We start from the raw sequence: 17,380 nt of genomic DNA on the forward strand, positions 1-17,380 counted from the left end.
CTGATCCTGCTTGCGAAGGCGCACGGACCAGGAACCGTCACCGCCAGATGGGCCTCAGCCGCCACACCTGCATGCGGTCCAGGCCGGCGGCGCCGCCCTCGGCGAAGACTTCGACGCGGGTGCTGGAGGGGTAGGGAAGATCTGGTCGCCCATCACTGCCTCGCCGTTACCGCCAAAGACCCTCGAAGCGCGGCCAGTCGGTTGCGCCGTCACCGCCGTGGCAGCTGTTGACGAGGCCCTCGCCTTCGAAGCCGGAGACGGACCCCTGCCCCTCCACCGCGCCGGTTGCCGGTCCGGCGGACTCGCGGCCCTCACACGCGTCCGCCTCAAGCCCCGCAGTACCGGCCCGGCGTCCTCGACGGCTACCTAGCCGAGACCGGACTCATGCCAACCCACCATGACGACACCTCGAACCGAACGGTCGTCGCGCAGTTCCGGGCCGCCTGCCTTCATGGTGCAGCTCCGGCGCCCGTGCATCAGCTGACGCATCCACATTCGGTCCTTACTCCTGCAGGACGATGTCGTCGTACGACTCAAGCTCGGTCCAGCGGCGTGCGGCTCGCACTGCGCGGGGCAGCAGGTCGGCGTCGCGCAGCGGCCCCAGGTCGAGCTAGCGGGATCTCGGCAACTTGAAGCCTAGAAAATCCTCGTCGTAGTCCTTGCGATTCGCCAGTGACTGGCGGCTCACGGTCTCGCCGGTGAGCGAGGGCCCCTCTGGAGGAAGAGGCACACCCCTCTCCCTATCGTGCCACGGGGCCGGACACACCGCTACAGGCCCGAAGAGACGCCATATGGGCCAGTATTGGATACTATTGAGTGAATAGATGATTGCTTCGGACTCGGGGTTTCTCCGCATGGAAGGAGACCATCCCATGGCCCACGGCATATCACTCCACATCGGACTCAACCGGGTCGACCCCGCCAAGTACGGCGGGTGGGACGGCAAGCTCAATGCCTGTGAAAACGACGCCCGCGACATGGAGGAGATCGCCAGGAACGCCGGCTTCGACGACCGCACCATGCTGCTCACAGCAGAGGCGACAGTCGACAACGTGACCGCCGAGCTCCGCAAGGCGGCCAGGATCCTGACCCCCGGTGACATTCTGCTCCTGACCTACTCGGGCCACGGCGGCCAGGTGCCCGACAGGAACGGACCCGAGGACGAGCCCGATCGCCTCGACGAGACCCTTGTCCTCTACGACCGCGAGTTCATCGACGACGAGCTGTACAAGGAGTTCGAAGCGTTCGCCGAAGGGGTCCGCATCTCTGCCTACTTCGACTGCTGCCACAGCGAGACAGCCGTCAGAGCGGTGCGGAATCTCCTCACCTCGGACGCCATGGAGGAGCAGTACCAGACCCGCGACCCGGACCAGATCGAGGTCACCTCCCGGGTCATGCCGCCGGACACACAGCACGAGGCGTACGAGAGGGACAGGACCCTCTACGACACGATCCAGCGCAACCTGCAGCCGAAGGACACCCTCGACCTGCCGGCAAGCGTCCTGCTCATCTCCGCCTGCGCCGACAACCAGCTGGCCGCTGACGGCTGGGAGAACGGGCTCTTCACCGGCACGCTCCGCGAAGTGTGGGCCGAGGGAAAGTTCACCGGCGGACACAAATCGTTCCACCGTGAAATCCTCCGCAGGATGCCGCCCAACCAGAGCCCCGGCCTGTTCGTCACAGGCAAGGCCAACGACCCGTTCCTGCGGCAGCGGCCCTTCACCGTATGAGGAACGCCGCAACAACGTGCGGGGTGGCGCCGGGCCCGCTCCGCACGCGCTTCCGACGCGGACACCGACCTCGCGCACGACAGCAGGATCCGCTGAACCGGTGTGTGCGGCCGGAGGCGCTGCGCGCGGCTCGACGGACGCATGCCCCGACCGAGCTCGACGGACGTATGCCCCGACCGAAAGTGACAGGGTTTTGGACACGGGGCGAACCTGGAATCAGACGCCCTGAGCGGCCTCTCAGAAGTCTGTGCCGCAACCAGACTTGCGTTCGTCGATTCCGGCCGCGCCCGAGAGGAGATTCGCATGCACGGGCATGTGCGAACAAGCATCGGTGACGAGCCGATCTCCATGATCAAGGTCAGCGTCTACGGCCCCGACCTCACGCTCATCGACCACGCCTACACCAACGACGACGGGTCGTACAGCGTCGATGTGGCCGCCGGTGAGACGGTCACCGTCCGGTTCGACACCCATCATTCGCTCAACAACGCGGACAGCTGGCAGCCGTCGCTGGTCACCGAGGTGGTCGCTGACGACGCCGTCCCGCTCGACCGCCGTCTGGTCCCCGTGGGCCAGTTCGCGGATACGGCGCGCGGCGTCGACGTACTCGCCGCCAACCTCCTGGCCTCGGCAGTGGAAGGGCCGGAGTACGCAGCCCACGCCAGGACCCGACTGACCCGGATCAAGCAGGACACGCTGTTCCTCCAGCACATCCAGTCAGCCCTCCTGGAGCATTTCACGGAGCAGGCCGGCGCCTGATGGGCCGTACCTGACCGGGTGCATGGCCATCGTGCCGCGCCTCCTCCCCGTCCGGCCCCCGGACCAACCGTTACGCGAAGGTGCGCAACTGAAAGGACGGTCATCATGCCCGAGAACAACGTCGACGACGAGGACGTGCAGGCGGCCATCGAGAGGACCGACACCGGCGATGGACCCGGCACCGACAACCTTGACGACCTTCCCGAGAGCGACTTCGAAGGCTTCGCCTGGGACGACGCGCAGGCCGGCCCCCAAGCAACCGCCACCATCCCTTACGACTGCCCCGTCGCGAACTTCATCGACGAGCTCAGCGCGACGGGCCACGTCACCCACAAGTCGTACAACAAGACGTCGGTCACGCTGCACCACAATGCCGGCCGACTTTCGCACCAGGGTGTGCTCGACGTTTGGAAGGTACGTCCGGCTTCGGCCCACTTCGACGTGGACGCCGCCGGCGCCGTCGCTCAGTACGTCAAGGTGAACGAGTACGCCTGGGCCGTCGGCAACACGGCCGGCAACCAGCGCTCGATCAGCATCGAGATGGCGAACGCGACGCTCGGACCCAACTGGACGGTCGGCGAGGCCACCTGGAAGAACGCCGTCCGCCTCGCCGGCTGGCTCTTCGCCGAGGTCATCGGCGAACGCCCCAGCAGGAGCAACCTCTTCTACCACCACCACTGGTCCTCGACCATCTGCGCCGGCCCGTACATGGACCAGATCTACGACGAGGTCCTCGCCGCGGCACAGGTGGCCTACGACCACTTCAAGGACGCGCACCCCACTCTCCGGCCGGATACCGAGCCTGTACCAGTCGAGCGCCGACGCTGACCGGTCGGGACGATCCGGATGGAAGCCGACGCAGGTTCGAGGGCGGTGGCAGAACGTCGGGCATCCCCAAGGGCCGCCGGGGGAGCGAGCGTTCGGTCGAGCCGTTGAGCCGGAACTGGCGTGAGGGCGGCCTGGAGAGCCTGAGGTCGAGGGGACCTGCGAAGCTGTCGGATGAGCGCTTCGTCGTGCTGGAGGAGGGCCTGGCGCAAGGGACGGCGGCGCACGGCTGGGAGGACCAGCGGTGGACCTGGAACGTGTCAGGACGAGATCGGCCGCCGTCCCAGGTCAGATCGCGGGAGGGAAGCGCCGCAGTGGCGCCCGGGGCCTGGATCGTCTTCGAGGACGCGGCCGGGTTGACGAGCTGAACTCACCAGCTGATGCTGCAGAAAGCCATGCGCAAGACCGTGCGACATCGGGTTCCGCGACTGGCGCGACCTTCCGTCGCACTGTAGTTACGACAGGGCAGCGCGAGACTCGGAGCAAGGAGCAGGGAGAGGTGGCCACCGGCACGCTGGATCCAGACTGAGCTTGATCACCGCCACCGACAGCGTCGTGGACGTGTTCAAAAAGGATCTCTCATCGCTCCAAGGCGGATCCGACGACCGTGGGCCCTCGTCCAACCGGACGGCCGGATGGGTTAGCTGGGCTGACAGGCCGATAAAGCCCTGGTACATGGGTTTTCGACCAAGAAGAACCGTCTCCCCCAGGGGATTCGCGTGCTTGTCTACTCGTCCGGGCTGGACGTGTCCAGCTTTGCCCTGTGCTTCCTGTCCGCCGAGTTCCGCCGGCGCCGCCAGGAGCGCGGTACCCGCTGGCGTGGCCTGAGCCCGGGCCGGCAGGCACTACTCACTCTCGCCCACCTCCGCACCTGTGCCGCACCCTGGCGCTGTACGAAGAGGTCATCCGACAGCTCACCTTCGAGGACGCCCGCACTACACGCAAAGCGGCCAGTCTTGCGCTCCTGACCATACGCATCCGGCACTCTCCCGCGTTGACCTGTGCCACAGTCGTGCACGAAGAGATAAGTTTCAGGTTGGAACTGAAACAAAGTATGTTATGCTGCCGCCTGAAGCAGCCGCGACGAGAGATGCAAGCGATGAGAGGGGACCTGCTGATGACTTCCACGGTGAGTCGAGCGCTGGTCAACTATCCCAACAGGTTCGACCCGGCAGTGCTCGGTGAACTGCCTGAGCGATTGCAGGCCACCGTCAAACGGCGAAACGAGGTGCTGGGCCCTGGTTACGCGCTGAACTACCGGGAGCCGGTCGAGTTCGTCTCCGGCCGAGGCGCTCACCTGTTCGACCGGGATGGCAACGACTACCTTGACGCCTACAACAATGTGCCGTGCGTCGGTCACGCACACCCGCACGTTGTCGAGGCCGTGTCCCGCCAGATGGCGGCGGTGAACACCAACACGCGCTACGTGCAGGAATCACTCGTCGACTACGCCGAGCGCCTTCTCGCGACCATGCCCGAAGCGCTCTCGAGGGTGAGCTTCGCGTGCAGCGGGTCGGAGGCGAACGACCTGGCCATGCGCGTGGCTCGCTTCCACACGGGCGGCGAGGGAATCGTAGTGACTCGCTGGGCTTACCACGGTCTCACTCGCGAAGTTGCGAGCTTCTCGCCGACGCTCGGCGCGGGGTCACCGCTCGGGCCGAATGTGCGGCTCATCGATGCTCCTGATCCGCGACTCGTCCCGCCGGGTTCATCGCTTCGCGACCACATGCGAAGCCAGGTGCGCGGCGCGATCAACGACCTCGAGCGCCACGGCTACAGGCTTGCGGCGCTGATCACCGACTGCGCGCACTCCAGCGACGGCATCTTCACCGATCCCGTCGGTTACCTGCGTGACATGGTCGAGGAGGTGCACGCCGCGGGCGGCGTGTACATCGCCGACGAGGTCCAGTCGGGATTCGCCCGGCTCGGAGAGGCGATGTGGGGGTTCAGTCGCCATGGGGTGCTTCCGGACATCGTCACGATGGGCAAGCCCATGGGCAATGGCATGCCGATCTCCGGCGTGGCGTTCAGGCCCGAGGTATGCGATGAGTTCGGACAGAATGTTCGTTACTTCAACACCTTTGCGGGCAGTTCGATCGCGGTTGCCGCCGGTGCCGCGGTTCTGGACGTCTTCGAAGCGGAGAATGTGCAGCAGCGAGTTCTCGACAACGGCAGGGCGCTTCGAGCCGGCCTCGAGGAGATCACTCGCGAGTCTCCCCACGTCGCGGAGGTCCGCGGCAGTGGTCTGTACGTGGGTGTCGAACTCGTGAAGGACCGGGAGTCGCTGGAGCCCGATCGTGTCCGCGCTGACCACGTCATCAACGACATGCGCGAGCGTCGCGTCCTCATCAGCGGCACCGGGGAAGCAGTCAATGTGCTCAAGATCCGACCGCCGTTGGCCTTCGACTCGGCCGACGTCACGCGATTCCTCGAGACCTTCGCGGAGATCGCCGAGATGCGCCTGTAGCAGGCCATAAGCCGAAGGGACCGAACGGTGAACACCTCGCCCCCCGCAGGTATCGCCCAGCAGTTGTTCGAAGAGAGCGGCCTGGCATCGTCCCACGAGCCCATCGAGACGCATGTGGTGGACGCACTCCTCGCCCGGCACTACCGGCTGAGCGGACATCTCGAGCGGCTGGCAACCGAGAAGGACGACACCTTCCGGCTGCGGACCGGCACGGCCGACCATCTCGTCAAGGTTTCCCCGCCCGACGAGGCGGTAGCTGTCGTAGCTCTGCAAACGGCTGTGATGCGCCACCTGGAAACCGAAGCTCCTCATCTCCCCACCCAGCGGGTCAAGGAGACCACCGAAGGCAGCGACAACGTATCGATCGATACGAGAGACGGCCGGGTTCGAGTCCTGCGCGTCCTCGACTTCGTTGAAGGTGCCGTCCTGGCGCGGACGAACTCTGCTCCCCACCAGCTTGCCAAGGCCGGGCAGATGCTCGGGCGAGTGGATCTGGCTCTGCGGTCGTTCAGGCATCCAGCGGACGAGCGGCGCCTTGTGTGGGACCTTCGACACTTCGACCAGCTGCGGGAGCTCATCGAGTACACGCCCAGCACCGCGCACCGTCGGCTGGCACAAGAAGTGTTCCGCCTTTTCCACGAGGCCATTGTTCCGAGGCTGGGTGATCTCGAGACCCAAGTGATCCATGGCGACTACAGCCCTTACAACGTCCTGGTGGATCCGCGGACAGACAGCTTCGTCACAGGAGTGATCGACTTCGGTGACGCCATGCGCAGTGCTTTGATCTTCGATCCCGCTGTGTCTCTCGCGAACCTTCTCGGCCGGACACCGGGGGATCCCTGGCGTGAGGCATGCAGCTTCGTCGCGGGATACGAGCAGGCCCGGCCGATCAAGGACACCGAACTCCCGCTCCTGCCTGTCGCCGCGCTGGCACGCCTCACACTGCGCGCGCTGGTCACCCATTGGCGCGCGGAACGAGTGCCGGAGCGTCGCGACTACCTGCTCGAGCACGCCAGAGACGACTGGGTCAACGTGGAGCGGGCCATGGCCGTCGCCATGGAGGAGGTCGTGGCCCGCTTGCTGAGCACCCGCCATGACACGCCTTGAGCGGCGCCACTGAGGCGACGTTTCGTCGGCGTCCGACACGGCCGACCCGGCCTCACCCGACGTGTTCGTCACCCGATCGCGCAGAACGTGGAGAACATCGGCGTCGAGTTCGACTACGTCATCACCGCCCAGCAGGCCGGCGCCCAAAGCCGGACCGCCAGACCTGCCAGCACGCCTTCAAGACCATGGGCGTCGAGCCGTCCCAGGTCATCCACACCGCCCAGGGCTGGGAGTACGACCACATCCCCACCCGCGACCTCGGCCTGAAGCGCCGCGTGTGGATCAACCGCTACGGCCACCCCGGCAGCGCCGACCACCAGCCCTACGACGAGCTGCCCGACCTGTCGGGCTGCCGAAGCTCCTCGGCTGCTGATCCAGGCCGACACAGGACAGAGAACATGGAGCCGAGCGCTGCGAACCCGCCTCCAGCAGGAGGCTGCCAGATGGTTCTACTTCTGTGAAAGGAGCAGGCGGAGTTGCATAGCAGCGCAGCCGAGCCAAGGATCAGTGTGTTCGCCGACACCCACGGGCAACTCGGCAAGTGCGGCAGGGACCGATGGTCCGGACTGCGTGTGGTCTCGCTAAGGTCATGAGGTGAGCAGCATCAACCCCACACCACGCGACTACAACAAGGCAAGTGTCCTTGACGTGGTTCTCTCCCATGCGCCGTTGACCCGGAACAAGCTCATCGAGCTCACGGGGTTGAGCAAGGCGACGGTGTCGCGGGCCGTCGAGGAACTGCGCTCTGACGGGTTCGTCATGGACGGGGGAGTCGACGCCGTCGGCGGGCGTGGCCGTCCGTCGACGTACCTCGATGTGCCCGAGACGGCCGGACATGTCGTGGGGGTCGGCTTCGGCGCCGTGACCACCGGCGTGCTGGTGACCGACCTACGCGGCCGCGAGATCGGACACGTGATCGTTCCGACGGTCGAGCACCACGACGTCCCCGCGGCCGGCCGGTGGCTGGTCGACCTGATCGCGCAGACCAGCGCCTCCGCACGAGGGCCACTGCGCCAGGTCGTCGCGGCACTGCCCGCCCAGGTCCGCGACGGCGCCGAGGTCTTTCGGCCTGCCGATCCGATGAAAGTCTTCTCCGGCAGAGAGCTGCACCGAACCGTCGAAGAGCTCGTCGGTGCTCCGGTGTCTTTCGACAGTGACGCGAACGCGTCCTTGCTCCAGGTGCTCACGGACGATGCGAGCATCCATGACGCCGCCCTTTTCAGCGTCAGCAGCACGCTGAATTTCGCCACCTGCGGCGACCGGGAACTGGCTCGGGGACGTACTCCTGCCTTCGGCGACATCGGATCCTTGTCCTCGGGCATCGACGACCACACCCTCAACGGGCTGCTGAGCACGGCAGGGCTTGTGAAGTTCGCTCGTGAACACGGACTGGACATCGAACGCGTCGAGGACCTGTGGCTTGCACCTCAGGACCATCGAGCCCGTGCCGAGATACTCACGGCGGTCACGACGGCGGTCACGACCGCCGTGAGTATCGTCGCCGTGACACTCGATCCCGAATCCGTCTACTTCGTCGGCCGGCTGCACCCCTTGGTGGACGAGGTGCTCCCCGAGGTACGCAAGCGACTCGAACAGACCTTGCCGGCCACCCCCCGGATCCAGGCCGTCTCCCAGATTCTGGGACTCTCGGTAGCACGCGGCGCGGTGCACGCCTGCCTGGCCATGACCCACAACCGCCTACGGGACGCGCTGCTCAAGGCACGCAGTCAGGGACCTCGGCACGGCCAAGCTGCGCCGGCATTCTGATCCGGACCGCGAGCATGAGGACGAGAGCGCCGTCGCGACAAGTGGAACAGGCGCCTCATCACCTACGGAACCCAAGCCCGGCACCTCCTTCAGACACCCAGCAGCACGCCGGCCACGCTGACGTCGTGCGAGAGCTCATCGACGGCTTCGTCGGGTACTTGCAAGGCAAGGACAACATGCCATCAGGTGCTCAGGCATGATGGGAGGAGCACCGGCGCCGACTGGACGGCCACGCAGCAAGAACAGCCCAGCCAGGAGGGCGCGTTGGGTTCGTCAACAGGACTTCAGGCGACCGTTGACGTGCCCGAGTCCGCTGTCTGTCGATGTACCTCCCGCTGTACCTCCCGCGCGTGCGCGGGAATCTGTGTGGAACGGCGGGGTGCACCGAGCATGTTGAGAGCAACCTCTGCGGCGGCCAGATCCTGGACGCCGAGGCCGATGAGTTTGCAGATGGTGATTTCCTCGTCGTTCTCCCGGCCGGATGCCGATCCGGCGAGGACCTCACCGAGTTCCGCGTCGACCCGGCGGTCCTGTTCCGCAAGCCGTGACAGATCGCCGTGGACGGCGGTGAGTTCACGGCTGTCGACCACGATCCGGTCCGCCCGCCTCAGGCTGTCGGATGTCAGCTCCGCCTTCGTCGGATCGTCGGCGCCCACCGCGTTGATGTGCACTCCGGGTGTCAGCCATGACGCGCGCACCAGCGGTTCGGTGCTGGAGGTCGCCGTCACCACTACGTCGGCGCCGTAGAACGCGGCCTGGGCGCTGTCCACGCCGATGACGCACAGATCCGGCCGCCTGGCACGCAACGCGGCGACGAGCGGCTGGACATGGGACGCATGCCGTCCCCACACGCGTACCTCGCGCAGCGGGAGTTCGTCGGCCACGGCGAGCGTCTGAAGGTAAGCCTGAGTGCCAGTGCCGATGACTCCGAGGACGCGGGAGTCGGGCCGCGCCATCATCCGCACGGCAAGAGCTCCCGCGGCGGCCGTCCGCACGTCCGAGAGGTGGTGCTCATCGTCCAGGAGCGCCCGCAGGTCACCGGTCGTCGCGTCGAAAACAGCGATGATGCCGCTCGTGGGCGTTCCTCCGCGACGTGCACGCTCCTGGAACCACGAGGCGACCTTGACGGTGAAGACCTGCCGGCCCGGCAGCCACGCCGACTTCACGTGGACGTCGCCCTCAGGACCGGCAGGAGCGAACACGGCCACCGGCGCGTCCCCGAGCCCTCGGCTGTAGTCACGCAGGGCGGCAGCGACGGGCTCCAGCACGTCCCGGTAGCCGACCGTGCTGCGGATCTCCTGCGGCCCGAAGTAGGCGGGCCCGCCGATCACTGCGGCAGCCCTTCGAGGCACCCCTGGGCGACGACGGCGACCTCTCCGCCGACTCGCACGGAGGCGATGTCCTGCGGGCCGCCATGGGCGCTGATCGTCATTTCGCTGGGGCGGCCACAGAACTGGCCCTGGCGCAGCACCTGTTGGTCGCCGTCCCCGAGACGTCCGTGCCGGCGGAGGTAGGCGGCCACACACCCTGCGGCGCTGCCGGTGGCCACATCCTCGACGACGCCGTCGTTGTTCCAGTGCCGTCCCTCCAGGGCATCGGCGTCCAGAAGGTAGGCGAACTGCGCTCCGACCTTGGCCAGCGGTCCTGCGATGTCGGCCGTGATCCTGGCCCGCTTCAGCGCTCCCGTCCGCACGGGAACGATCAAATAGCGCAGCCCGGTCGAGACGATCTCGGGACGCAGTTCGGCGTGGAGGTCCTCCCCGTCCAGGCAGAACCAGGAGGCCAGGTCGTCCAGCACGGGCTGCCCGAGGAATTGCGGAGGGCCCTGGTCGAGAACGCTCGCGTACCTCCCGTGGCCACGGCGCTCGGTGACCACCTCCACCGTCCGTGCCTTCAGCTCGAGCGACCACGTACGGCTGGTGTCGCCGCCCGCCACGGCATGCAGAACGCTTGCCGCCCCGATGACCGGATGCCCGGCGAAATCCAGCTCCTCACTGAGATCGAACACCCGCGCTCGCCATGCGTCGCCCGCCTCACCCTTCTGATCGAGGAAGATGGATTCGAAGTGACGCATTTCCTCGGTGATCCGCTGCATTTGGGATCCGTTCAGGCCTGCTGCACTGGGAAAAACAGCAAGACTGTTCCCGCTGAAAGGCGTTCCGCTGAAGACATCGACATGAAAGTAGAGCATAGGACCGACGCTACCGATGGGCCGAAACGAGCGGAACCCTCTCCCTGAACAGAGGGGGCATAGCATGTCGTTATGGCCCCCGATCTCGAAACGGCACTGCTGCGCGCATTCGTCAGTTCCGTGCGGTCCGGAAGCATCAGTCGTGCCGCCGCGGCCCTCGGTCACAGCCAGCCCGCTCTCAGCAACCAGCTCCGCAGGCTCGAACGCACGGTGGGCCAGCCGCTCCTGCACCGCGGGACGACCGGTGTGTCCCTGACCAAGTCGGGAGAGATCTTCCTGCCCTACGCGGAGCGGATTCTCGCTCTGTCCGCGCAGGCACTCGTGGCGGCCGGCCCGATCGTCACCGGACACTGTGGTGTGGGGCTGATGGAGGACTTCGTGACGCCGTCGCTGGTCGAGGGGCTGAGTGATTTCAGTGGCCTCCACCCGGGCGCCAAGCTGGAGCTCGTGACAGGTCCCGGACCTTTGATGAAGCAGTCCCTCGCCGAGGGGCGGATCCAGCTCGCCCTGTGCGATCCCTTCTACCTGGCCGAGGCACCCCGCTGGACGGCCCGCCTCCCGCTGGCCTGGTCGGCCGCGCAGACCATGGACATGCGCCAGGACCCGCTGCCGCTCGTGCTCTTCTCCCAGCCGTGCCGCTGGCGGGCTCCCGTGTTCGAGGCCCTGGAAGCCGCGGGGCTCCGATGGGATGTGGTCTTCGAGAGCACGGCTCTGGGCGCAGTACAAGCCGCCGTGCGGGCCGGCCTCGGCGCCACCGCACTGCTCCGGGCGAACGTGGAACCGGGGACGGCAACCGACGGGCTTCCCACCCTCCCGGAGGTCGAGATCGCCCTCACTCGACGTACCGGGAGGGACGGCGACCCGCTCCTCGATGCTGTGGAGAACCTTCTGAGGCGACTGATCGACCTCGCGGCGCCGGCAGGCTGAAGGGGCGAAACCGACGGCCAGGTCTGCCGGTGAGAAATCAATACGGTCCCGTCGCGTCGCCACTCACGGGCGGAACTTGGGCGGGCCGGAGTCGGAGTCACCAACCGCCGCCTGGACAGACGGTAATGACTCCTCGCTCGCCGGCCTCGCGCTTGAAGTCATTCCCTCGCCATGCGGCCACAGGGTCGTCGGTCCCATGTGAGAAACAACAGGTTCATTGCCTTCTTTGCCCTCGGCTGTTTCTGCCCGGTACCGGAAGACGATGAACAGGGCGTAGTCGATTCCCACGGGAAGCCCGATCATCATGGCCGGGGTGGAGGTGGTGGAACCCAGGTCCAGCGCGTTGCTCGGCGCCGTGAGGGTGGAGATGCCGACGCCGACGACGGCCGTCATGAGCGGGAGACCGGCCGCCACCAGGAGCCCGAAGGTGATGGCGAGGGCGACGCCGACGATTTTCACCCGCGCCCGGTTCGGGTGCCACGGCGGGGGCGTCGCCGATGATTTCGGCTTGCATGCCGTCGCGCTCCGCCCGCGCTCGACGGACAGGGCATCCCGCTCGCGGTGTCGCTGACCGGCGGAAACCGCAACGACGTCACCCGGCTCCTGCCTCTGCTCGACAAGATCCCGGCCGTCGTGGGGCGGGTCGGCGGACCGCGCCGACGGCCGGACGCGCTGCCGGCCGAGCACGGCTACGACCACGACAGGTACCGGCGCCTGCTCCGGCAACGCGGCATCCGCCCCGTCATCGCGAAGCGAGGCCGGCCACACGGCACCGGCCTGGGTATCTTCCGCTACGTCGTCGAGCACACGATCGCCTGGCTCCACGTCTTCCGCCGCCAGCGCGTCCGCTGGGAGACGCGACGACATGCACGACGCGTTCCTCGGCATCGCGGTCTGCCTGATCACCCACCGCCACGTCCAACGGCTTCACCAGGGCAGTAAGAGGGAATCGGTTCAAGCCATCGGGATCCCGTGGCTGGTGGGACGGCTGTCGGGCTCCGTCTCGGTGTGCCTGCCGCCGTTGCGCGAGCAGCCCGCCCGTACCCCGCCCGCAGCGCGGGGATCCCGGTGCCACTCGCCGGCCCTCCCTCGATCCGGGCGCCGCTCCGCGCCGGGCTCTCGGCATCCTTCGCACCAACGGCTGTAGGCCAACACGTGTTGACTCTCGCTGAGGAATCGAGCATCCTGTCAACGAGCGTAGGCCAACGCCTGTTGGCCTGCTTCCCGGATCAGAAAACGGAAGGCTCTGCCATGAACGCCACCGCACTTCCCGCCCGCACCGAAGTCGCCGTTGTCGGCGCCGGCCCGGCAGGTCTCGCGCTCGCCGTCACGCTCGCTTCCGCAGGCATCGACTTCGTTGTCCTGGACAAGCTGGCCGAGGGCCTGAACACCTCGCGTGCCGCCGTCGTCCACGCCCGCACCCTGGAAGTCCTGGACGAGCTGGGGGCCTCGAAGGAACTGATCGCGCGAGGCGTTCAGGTCACCCGGTTCGCCGTCCGCGACGGTGCCCGTCGGCTGCTGACCGTGCCCTTCGACCAGCTGCCCACGCCCCACCCGTACACGCTGATGGTTCCTCAGTACGAGACCGAGAGCGTGCTGCTGGCCCGGCTGCGCGCCCTCGGTGGCCAAGTGCACCGCCCCTACGAGGTCGCTTCCGTCGTCCAGGACGAGGAGGGCGTGACGCTCACCATGTCCACCGGCGAGAAGCTGCGCGCCTCGTACGCCGTCGGCGCCGACGGCATGCACAGCACCGTGCGCGAAGCGGCGGGCATCGGGTTCACCGGCGACGCCTACGCCGAATCCTTCGTCCTCGCCGACGTCACGATGGACTGGGCCCCCGGCCCCATCGAGGTCTCGCTCACCTTCGGCACCAAAGGACTCACCGTCGTCGCTCCGCTCCCAGGCGGTCACTACCGGGTGGTCGCCACCGTGGACGAGGCGCCCGCCACCCCTGATCTCGCCTTCGTCCGGCAGCTGCTCGACGAGCGCGCCCCCGGCCAGGCCAACATCACCGGCCTGGCCTGGTCGTCACGGTTCCGGGTGCACCACCGGGTCGCCGACCACTACCGCGCCGGCCGTCTGCTGCTGGCGGGCGACGCCGCCCATGTGCACAGCCCCGCCGGCGGGCAGGGGATGAACACCGGCATCCAGGACGGCTACGCCCTCGGCCAGGCGATCGCGTCCGGGCAACTCGACGGTTACGAGGCGCGTCGCCGCCCCGTCGCGCAGCGCGTGGTCGCCTTCACCCACCGGATGACCCGCGTGGCCACCACGCGCAACGTGATGGCCCGCGGGGTCCGCAACATCGCGCTGCCACTGCTCGGCCACACGGCCATGCCCAGGAAGCTCGCCACCGAACTCGCCGAGCTCAACTACCGGTAGATCCGCCGTTTCTCCAGGGGGCATCTCAGGCCGTCGTCTCCTCAAAGGCAAGTACGTCATGGCCGGTGTCCCAGAGCAGCGTCAGCAGGGCGCGCACCGATGCCTGGTCGATGTTCTCGACGATCAGCACGGTGCCGTCCGTGCCGGGCGCCGAGACATGGTCGAACCTGGTCCTGATCACGTCCAGCAGCGTGCGGGCGATCGGTCCGCGCAGCGTCAGCACGTAACGGGTAGGGGCCATGGCATACAGGGAACCCGCCGGGCGGGTGGCAGTGCACCACCCGCCCGGGAGAAGCACCCGGGGTGGCCTCAGATCAAGCCAAGTTCGCGTGCCGTTGCGACGGCGTCGTGCCGGGAGGCGACGCCGAGCTTGCGGTAGAGGCTCTTGTTGTACGCCTTGACCGTGTTGATCGACAGGAACAGTGCTGCCCCGATCTCCCGCTGGGTCGCCGACCCCTGCAGTGCCCGCAGGATGGACAACTCCCGGTCGGTCAGTTCCTCCGGGAGAGCACCGGAGCGTACGGCGGTGCGGGAGCCGGCCCGGCCCAACCGGGCCTCGCTCTCCTCGAGCCGCCTCTCTGCGTAGGCGCTCACCGGCTCCTCGTCCACCACCTCGCGGGCTCGCGCCAGTGCGGCACGGGCGGCGGGCCGGTTGCCGCAGGCGAGCTCGGCGTCGGCGAGGTAGAGCAGGCCGAGGAAGAGCACGGTCGGCCGCGGGTGCAGTTCGGCGAGGGTGACCGCGCGACGCAGCAGCACGGCGGCCGCCTCCATGTCGGCGTTCTGGTGGCGGCGCCTGGCCTGGGCGATGCGCAGCGGGGCCAGTCCCGGCGTACTCGTCTCCCGCCCGTCGCGCTCGACGGCGTCGGCGAGCGGAGCGGCCTCGCGCAGGACCCGGTCGCAGTCTTCGCCGCGGCCGGCTTCGACGAGGCTGATCGTCAGCGTGCCGGCGCCCTGAAGCATCAGCGTCGGCGGCCATGCCTTGCGGTGGGTCGGTGACGACCACAGATCGAGCAGCAGCGTCGCGGCCTCGTCGAAGCGGCCGTCGCGAGCCAGCATGGCTCCCAGTGCCGCCCGTACGGTCGGATGCCCGGCCGCGCCTGCCCCGGTTTCCTCGTCCAGCGCCTGTTGCACCATGACGACGGATCGCGCGGCCTCGGCATCCGACATGCCGAAGCCCGCGCGTACGCAGAGCACGGCGCTGCGGAAGCTGTGCCAGCCGGGGACGGCGGTATCCGGGGCACCCCCCGCCTCGCAGACGTCCAGCCAGCGGTTCACCCGGTCCTGATCGCCGCAGAGCGCCGCCGTGTAGGCGAGTGAGAACGCCAGTGCGGGGCCCACCGTCCGGATGGGCAGCCGCTCGCCGAACTGCAGGTAGGTCGCCGCGGCCCCCCGTGGGAAGAACCAGGTCTCCGCGTTGCGCAGCATCGTGGTTCGGTGCCGGAGATCGACCGCGAAGGCGGTGCTGCCCGTGCCGGCACCGGAACGGGCAGCACCACCCGTGACGGGCAGAAGTCAACGATCGTTGGCCAACCTCCGTTGGCATTGATGCGTCCTTGAGGATGGAAAGTCAACGAGCGATGGCCTACATTTGTTGGCATGACTGCAGACAGCACAGAAGCCCCGAGCCCGCGCCGCTCCGACCGCACTCGGACAGCGATCCTCGACGCAGCCCGCCAGCGCTTTGCCGCTCAGGGCTTCGAGCGCACGACGATCCGAGCCGTCGCGGCCGACGCGGGCATCGACCCCTCCATGGTCATGCGCTACTACGGCAGCAAAGCCCAGCTCTTCGATGCCGCCCTCGACATCGACCTGTGCCTTCCCGACCTGTCCGCCACGCCGGCAGAGGAACGGGCCGAAGCCCTCGTGCGGCACTTCCTGCACCGCTGGGAGCACGAGGGCGCCGACGACGCGCTCCTGCTGCTCCTGCGGTCCGCCGTCACCAACGACCAGGCAGCGCACCGCATGCGGGAGATCTTCGCGGCCCAGGTGTCCCCAGCCCTCGGCCCCGCCACCAAAGACAACGCCGGACTGGTCTCCGCCCAGATCCTCGGCCTCGCCCTCACCCGCTATCTGCTGCGCATCCCGGCAGTAGTACGCATGACACCCGAAGAAATCGTCGCCGCCTATACCCCAGCCATCCGGAGCATCCTCGAACCGAAGTCGCCCGCCCATTGAACACGCAGACCAGCAGGTCGCCTCCCGGTCCGGCGGCCTTCATGGTGGGCCGGTGATTTCTGCGCTGTCAGTCCTGTCAGCCCTGTCAGGTCGGCCCGGTGCATGACGGACCGCTCTTTCGTCGTTGGCACGCCTGCCCGTCTCTCGGGCTTCGGCGGTGAGCCGGCCAGCTGATGGCCCGCGTGCTCAAGGGCGATTCCGAGCAGTTGCCTCAGCAGTTCATCCGGGCTGTCCTGGCCGTATGGGATGTCCCGGAACTCGGTGGGCCGCTTCCTCTCGCTCACGTACGTGTAGAACTCGCCCGTACTGGAGCAGGCAACGGAGGCGACTAGGTTGGCCTGCCTGGCCTGGCCTGGCTTGGCCGGTGACGGCGGCGGCGAGGCGGATCTCGGGGTGTTCTGCCAGGCCCGTCCGACGGCATCGAGCGCGGAGGGGGTGACGGTGAGCCAGAGCATCGCGCCGACGCCGGGGCCGAGAGGTTCGCTGTCGTGCTGCATGTCGCAGTAAAGGACACTTGTGGAGAGCAGGCGCTCCAGGTCGTGCGAGCGGCGCGCCCACCGGTAGAAGTTCTCCTGCCGCAGCCGCAGCCGCAGCCGCAGCCGCAGCCGCTGTCCCCCGTGCCCGTCGGCCCAGGCACGGAAGTCGTCGTGCGCGACGAGGAAACCGCGGGCGGGCAGCACGGTCACCTGGTCCAGCGACCTCACCAGCCGCAGTGCCGCGTACGACGTCGGGTGACGTACCGTCACCGGCCCGTCCCCGATCGCCTCGCGCTGCCCCTCACGGTAGGTGTCGGCACGGAGGTGACGAACCCGGTCACTCAGTTCGGCGGCGTGGTGGCGCATCGCGGACAGCACCAGGTGTGGCGAGTGGCTTCGGCCACGGGAGAGAGGACACGTCATGAGGCTTCGCGATGAACTTTCCGTCGACCACCGGCCGGCCCGGGTGTACCGGTACGGGGCCGGTGGGGGGCCCTTACGGGAGCCTGCGGCCTCTCTTCGGCCAGCTCATCCGAGATCGACCGACTGGTCCAGGGCCAGGTAGCAGCGCAGC

At 67.7% G+C, this 17,380-nt stretch carries 14 protein-coding genes and 4 pseudogenes; 12 read left to right on the plus strand and 6 right to left on the minus strand.

Annotation, left to right across the window (positions count from 1 at the left end; translation table 11 throughout):
• Positions 1–872 precede the first annotated feature (872 nt).
• From ACZ6BB_RS39035 to ACZ6BB_RS39070, 8 genes and pseudogenes are all read left to right on the plus strand, one after another.
• Positions 873–1,730 carry a caspase family protein gene (locus ACZ6BB_RS39035; protein WP_471619848.1) on the plus strand — a complete coding sequence of 286 codons (858 nt, stop codon included), beginning with the start codon at positions 873–875 and terminating at the stop codon, positions 1,728–1,730.
• Between the two features lie 303 nt (positions 1,731–2,033).
• A complete protein-coding gene (locus ACZ6BB_RS39040; protein ID WP_471619849.1) occupies positions 2,034–2,489 on the plus strand; it encodes a carboxypeptidase regulatory-like domain-containing protein in 456 nt (151 codons plus the stop codon).
• Positions 2,490–2,594: 105 nt separating this feature from the next.
• Positions 2,595–3,317: a peptidoglycan recognition protein family protein gene (locus tag ACZ6BB_RS39045; RefSeq protein WP_471619850.1), complete on the plus strand. Its 723-nt coding sequence runs from the start codon at positions 2,595–2,597 to the stop codon at positions 3,315–3,317.
• A gap of 716 nt (positions 3,318–4,033) precedes the next feature.
• Positions 4,034–4,183, plus strand: a pseudogene (locus ACZ6BB_RS39050) (IS5/IS1182 family transposase); the annotation flags it as partial.
• 248 nt (positions 4,184–4,431) lie between these two features.
• A complete protein-coding gene (locus ACZ6BB_RS39055) occupies positions 4,432–5,781 on the plus strand; it encodes an aspartate aminotransferase family protein (protein WP_471619851.1) in 1,350 nt (449 codons plus the stop codon).
• A gap of 27 nt (positions 5,782–5,808) precedes the next feature.
• Entirely contained in the window at positions 5,809–6,888 is a 1,080-nt protein-coding gene (locus tag ACZ6BB_RS39060) for a phosphotransferase (RefSeq protein WP_471619852.1), read from the plus strand.
• 185 nt (positions 6,889–7,073) lie between these two features.
• Positions 7,074–7,349 carry a hypothetical protein gene (locus ACZ6BB_RS39065; protein ID WP_471619853.1) on the plus strand — a complete coding sequence of 92 codons (276 nt, stop codon included), beginning with the start codon at positions 7,074–7,076 and terminating at the stop codon, positions 7,347–7,349.
• A 133-nt stretch (positions 7,350–7,482) separates the two neighbouring features.
• A complete protein-coding gene (locus tag ACZ6BB_RS39070) occupies positions 7,483–8,655 on the plus strand; it encodes an ROK family protein (RefSeq protein WP_471619854.1) in 1,173 nt (390 codons plus the stop codon).
• A gap of 284 nt (positions 8,656–8,939) precedes the next feature.
• On the opposite strand, the gene ACZ6BB_RS39075 is transcribed toward ACZ6BB_RS39070, so the two are convergent.
• Both ACZ6BB_RS39075 and ACZ6BB_RS39080 read right to left on the minus strand, forming a co-directional pair.
• Entirely contained in the window at positions 8,940–9,986 is a 1,047-nt protein-coding gene (locus tag ACZ6BB_RS39075; protein ID WP_471619855.1) for an ornithine cyclodeaminase family protein, read from the minus strand.
• A complete protein-coding gene (locus tag ACZ6BB_RS39080) occupies positions 9,983–10,846 on the minus strand; it encodes a PhzF family phenazine biosynthesis protein (protein WP_471619856.1) in 864 nt (287 codons plus the stop codon). The genes ACZ6BB_RS39075 and ACZ6BB_RS39080 overlap by 4 nt, the downstream gene beginning before the upstream one ends.
• Positions 10,847–10,918: 72 nt before the next feature.
• Here ACZ6BB_RS39080 and ACZ6BB_RS39085 point away from each other — a divergent pair, with 72 nt between their 5' ends.
• Entirely contained in the window at positions 10,919–11,773 is an 855-nt protein-coding gene (locus tag ACZ6BB_RS39085; RefSeq protein ID WP_471619857.1) for a LysR family transcriptional regulator, read from the plus strand.
• A gap of 246 nt (positions 11,774–12,019) precedes the next feature.
• Here the strand turns inward: ACZ6BB_RS39085 and ACZ6BB_RS39090 are convergent.
• A pseudogene (locus tag ACZ6BB_RS39090) lies at positions 12,020–12,278 on the minus strand (MMPL family transporter); the annotation flags it as partial.
• Positions 12,279–12,310: 32 nt separating this feature from the next.
• Between ACZ6BB_RS39090 and ACZ6BB_RS39095 the strand changes: the two are divergent.
• Both ACZ6BB_RS39095 and ACZ6BB_RS39100 read left to right on the plus strand, forming a co-directional pair.
• Positions 12,311–12,686: pseudogene (locus tag ACZ6BB_RS39095) on the plus strand (transposase); the annotation flags it as partial.
• A 338-nt stretch (positions 12,687–13,024) separates the two neighbouring features.
• Positions 13,025–14,155 carry an FAD-dependent oxidoreductase gene (locus tag ACZ6BB_RS39100; protein ID WP_471619858.1) on the plus strand — a complete coding sequence of 377 codons (1,131 nt, stop codon included), beginning with the start codon at positions 13,025–13,027 and terminating at the stop codon, positions 14,153–14,155.
• A gap of 25 nt (positions 14,156–14,180) precedes the next feature.
• Here ACZ6BB_RS39100 and ACZ6BB_RS39105 read toward each other — a convergent pair whose 3' ends face one another.
• Together ACZ6BB_RS39105 and ACZ6BB_RS39110 are read right to left on the minus strand one after the other, a co-directional pair.
• Positions 14,181–14,396, minus strand: coding sequence for a hypothetical protein (locus tag ACZ6BB_RS39105; protein ID WP_471619859.1), 216 nt, complete (start codon positions 14,394–14,396; stop codon positions 14,181–14,183).
• A gap of 68 nt (positions 14,397–14,464) precedes the next feature.
• On the minus strand, positions 14,465–15,580 hold the full coding sequence (locus tag ACZ6BB_RS39110; RefSeq protein WP_471619860.1) for a helix-turn-helix transcriptional regulator: 1,116 nt from the start codon (positions 15,578–15,580) through the stop codon (positions 14,465–14,467).
• Between the two features lie 171 nt (positions 15,581–15,751).
• Between ACZ6BB_RS39110 and ACZ6BB_RS39115 the strand changes: the two genes are divergently transcribed.
• Positions 15,752–16,330, plus strand: coding sequence for a TetR/AcrR family transcriptional regulator (locus tag ACZ6BB_RS39115; protein WP_471619861.1), 579 nt, complete (start codon positions 15,752–15,754; stop codon positions 16,328–16,330).
• A 533-nt stretch (positions 16,331–16,863) separates the two neighbouring features.
• On the opposite strand, the pseudogene ACZ6BB_RS39120 reads toward ACZ6BB_RS39115, so the two are convergent.
• A pseudogene (locus ACZ6BB_RS39120) lies at positions 16,864–17,190 on the minus strand (cryptochrome/photolyase family protein); the annotation flags it as partial.
• Positions 17,191–17,380 lie beyond the last annotated feature (190 nt).

The sequence above is a fragment of the Streptomyces sp. NPDC041108 genome (genome assembly GCF_055592645.1).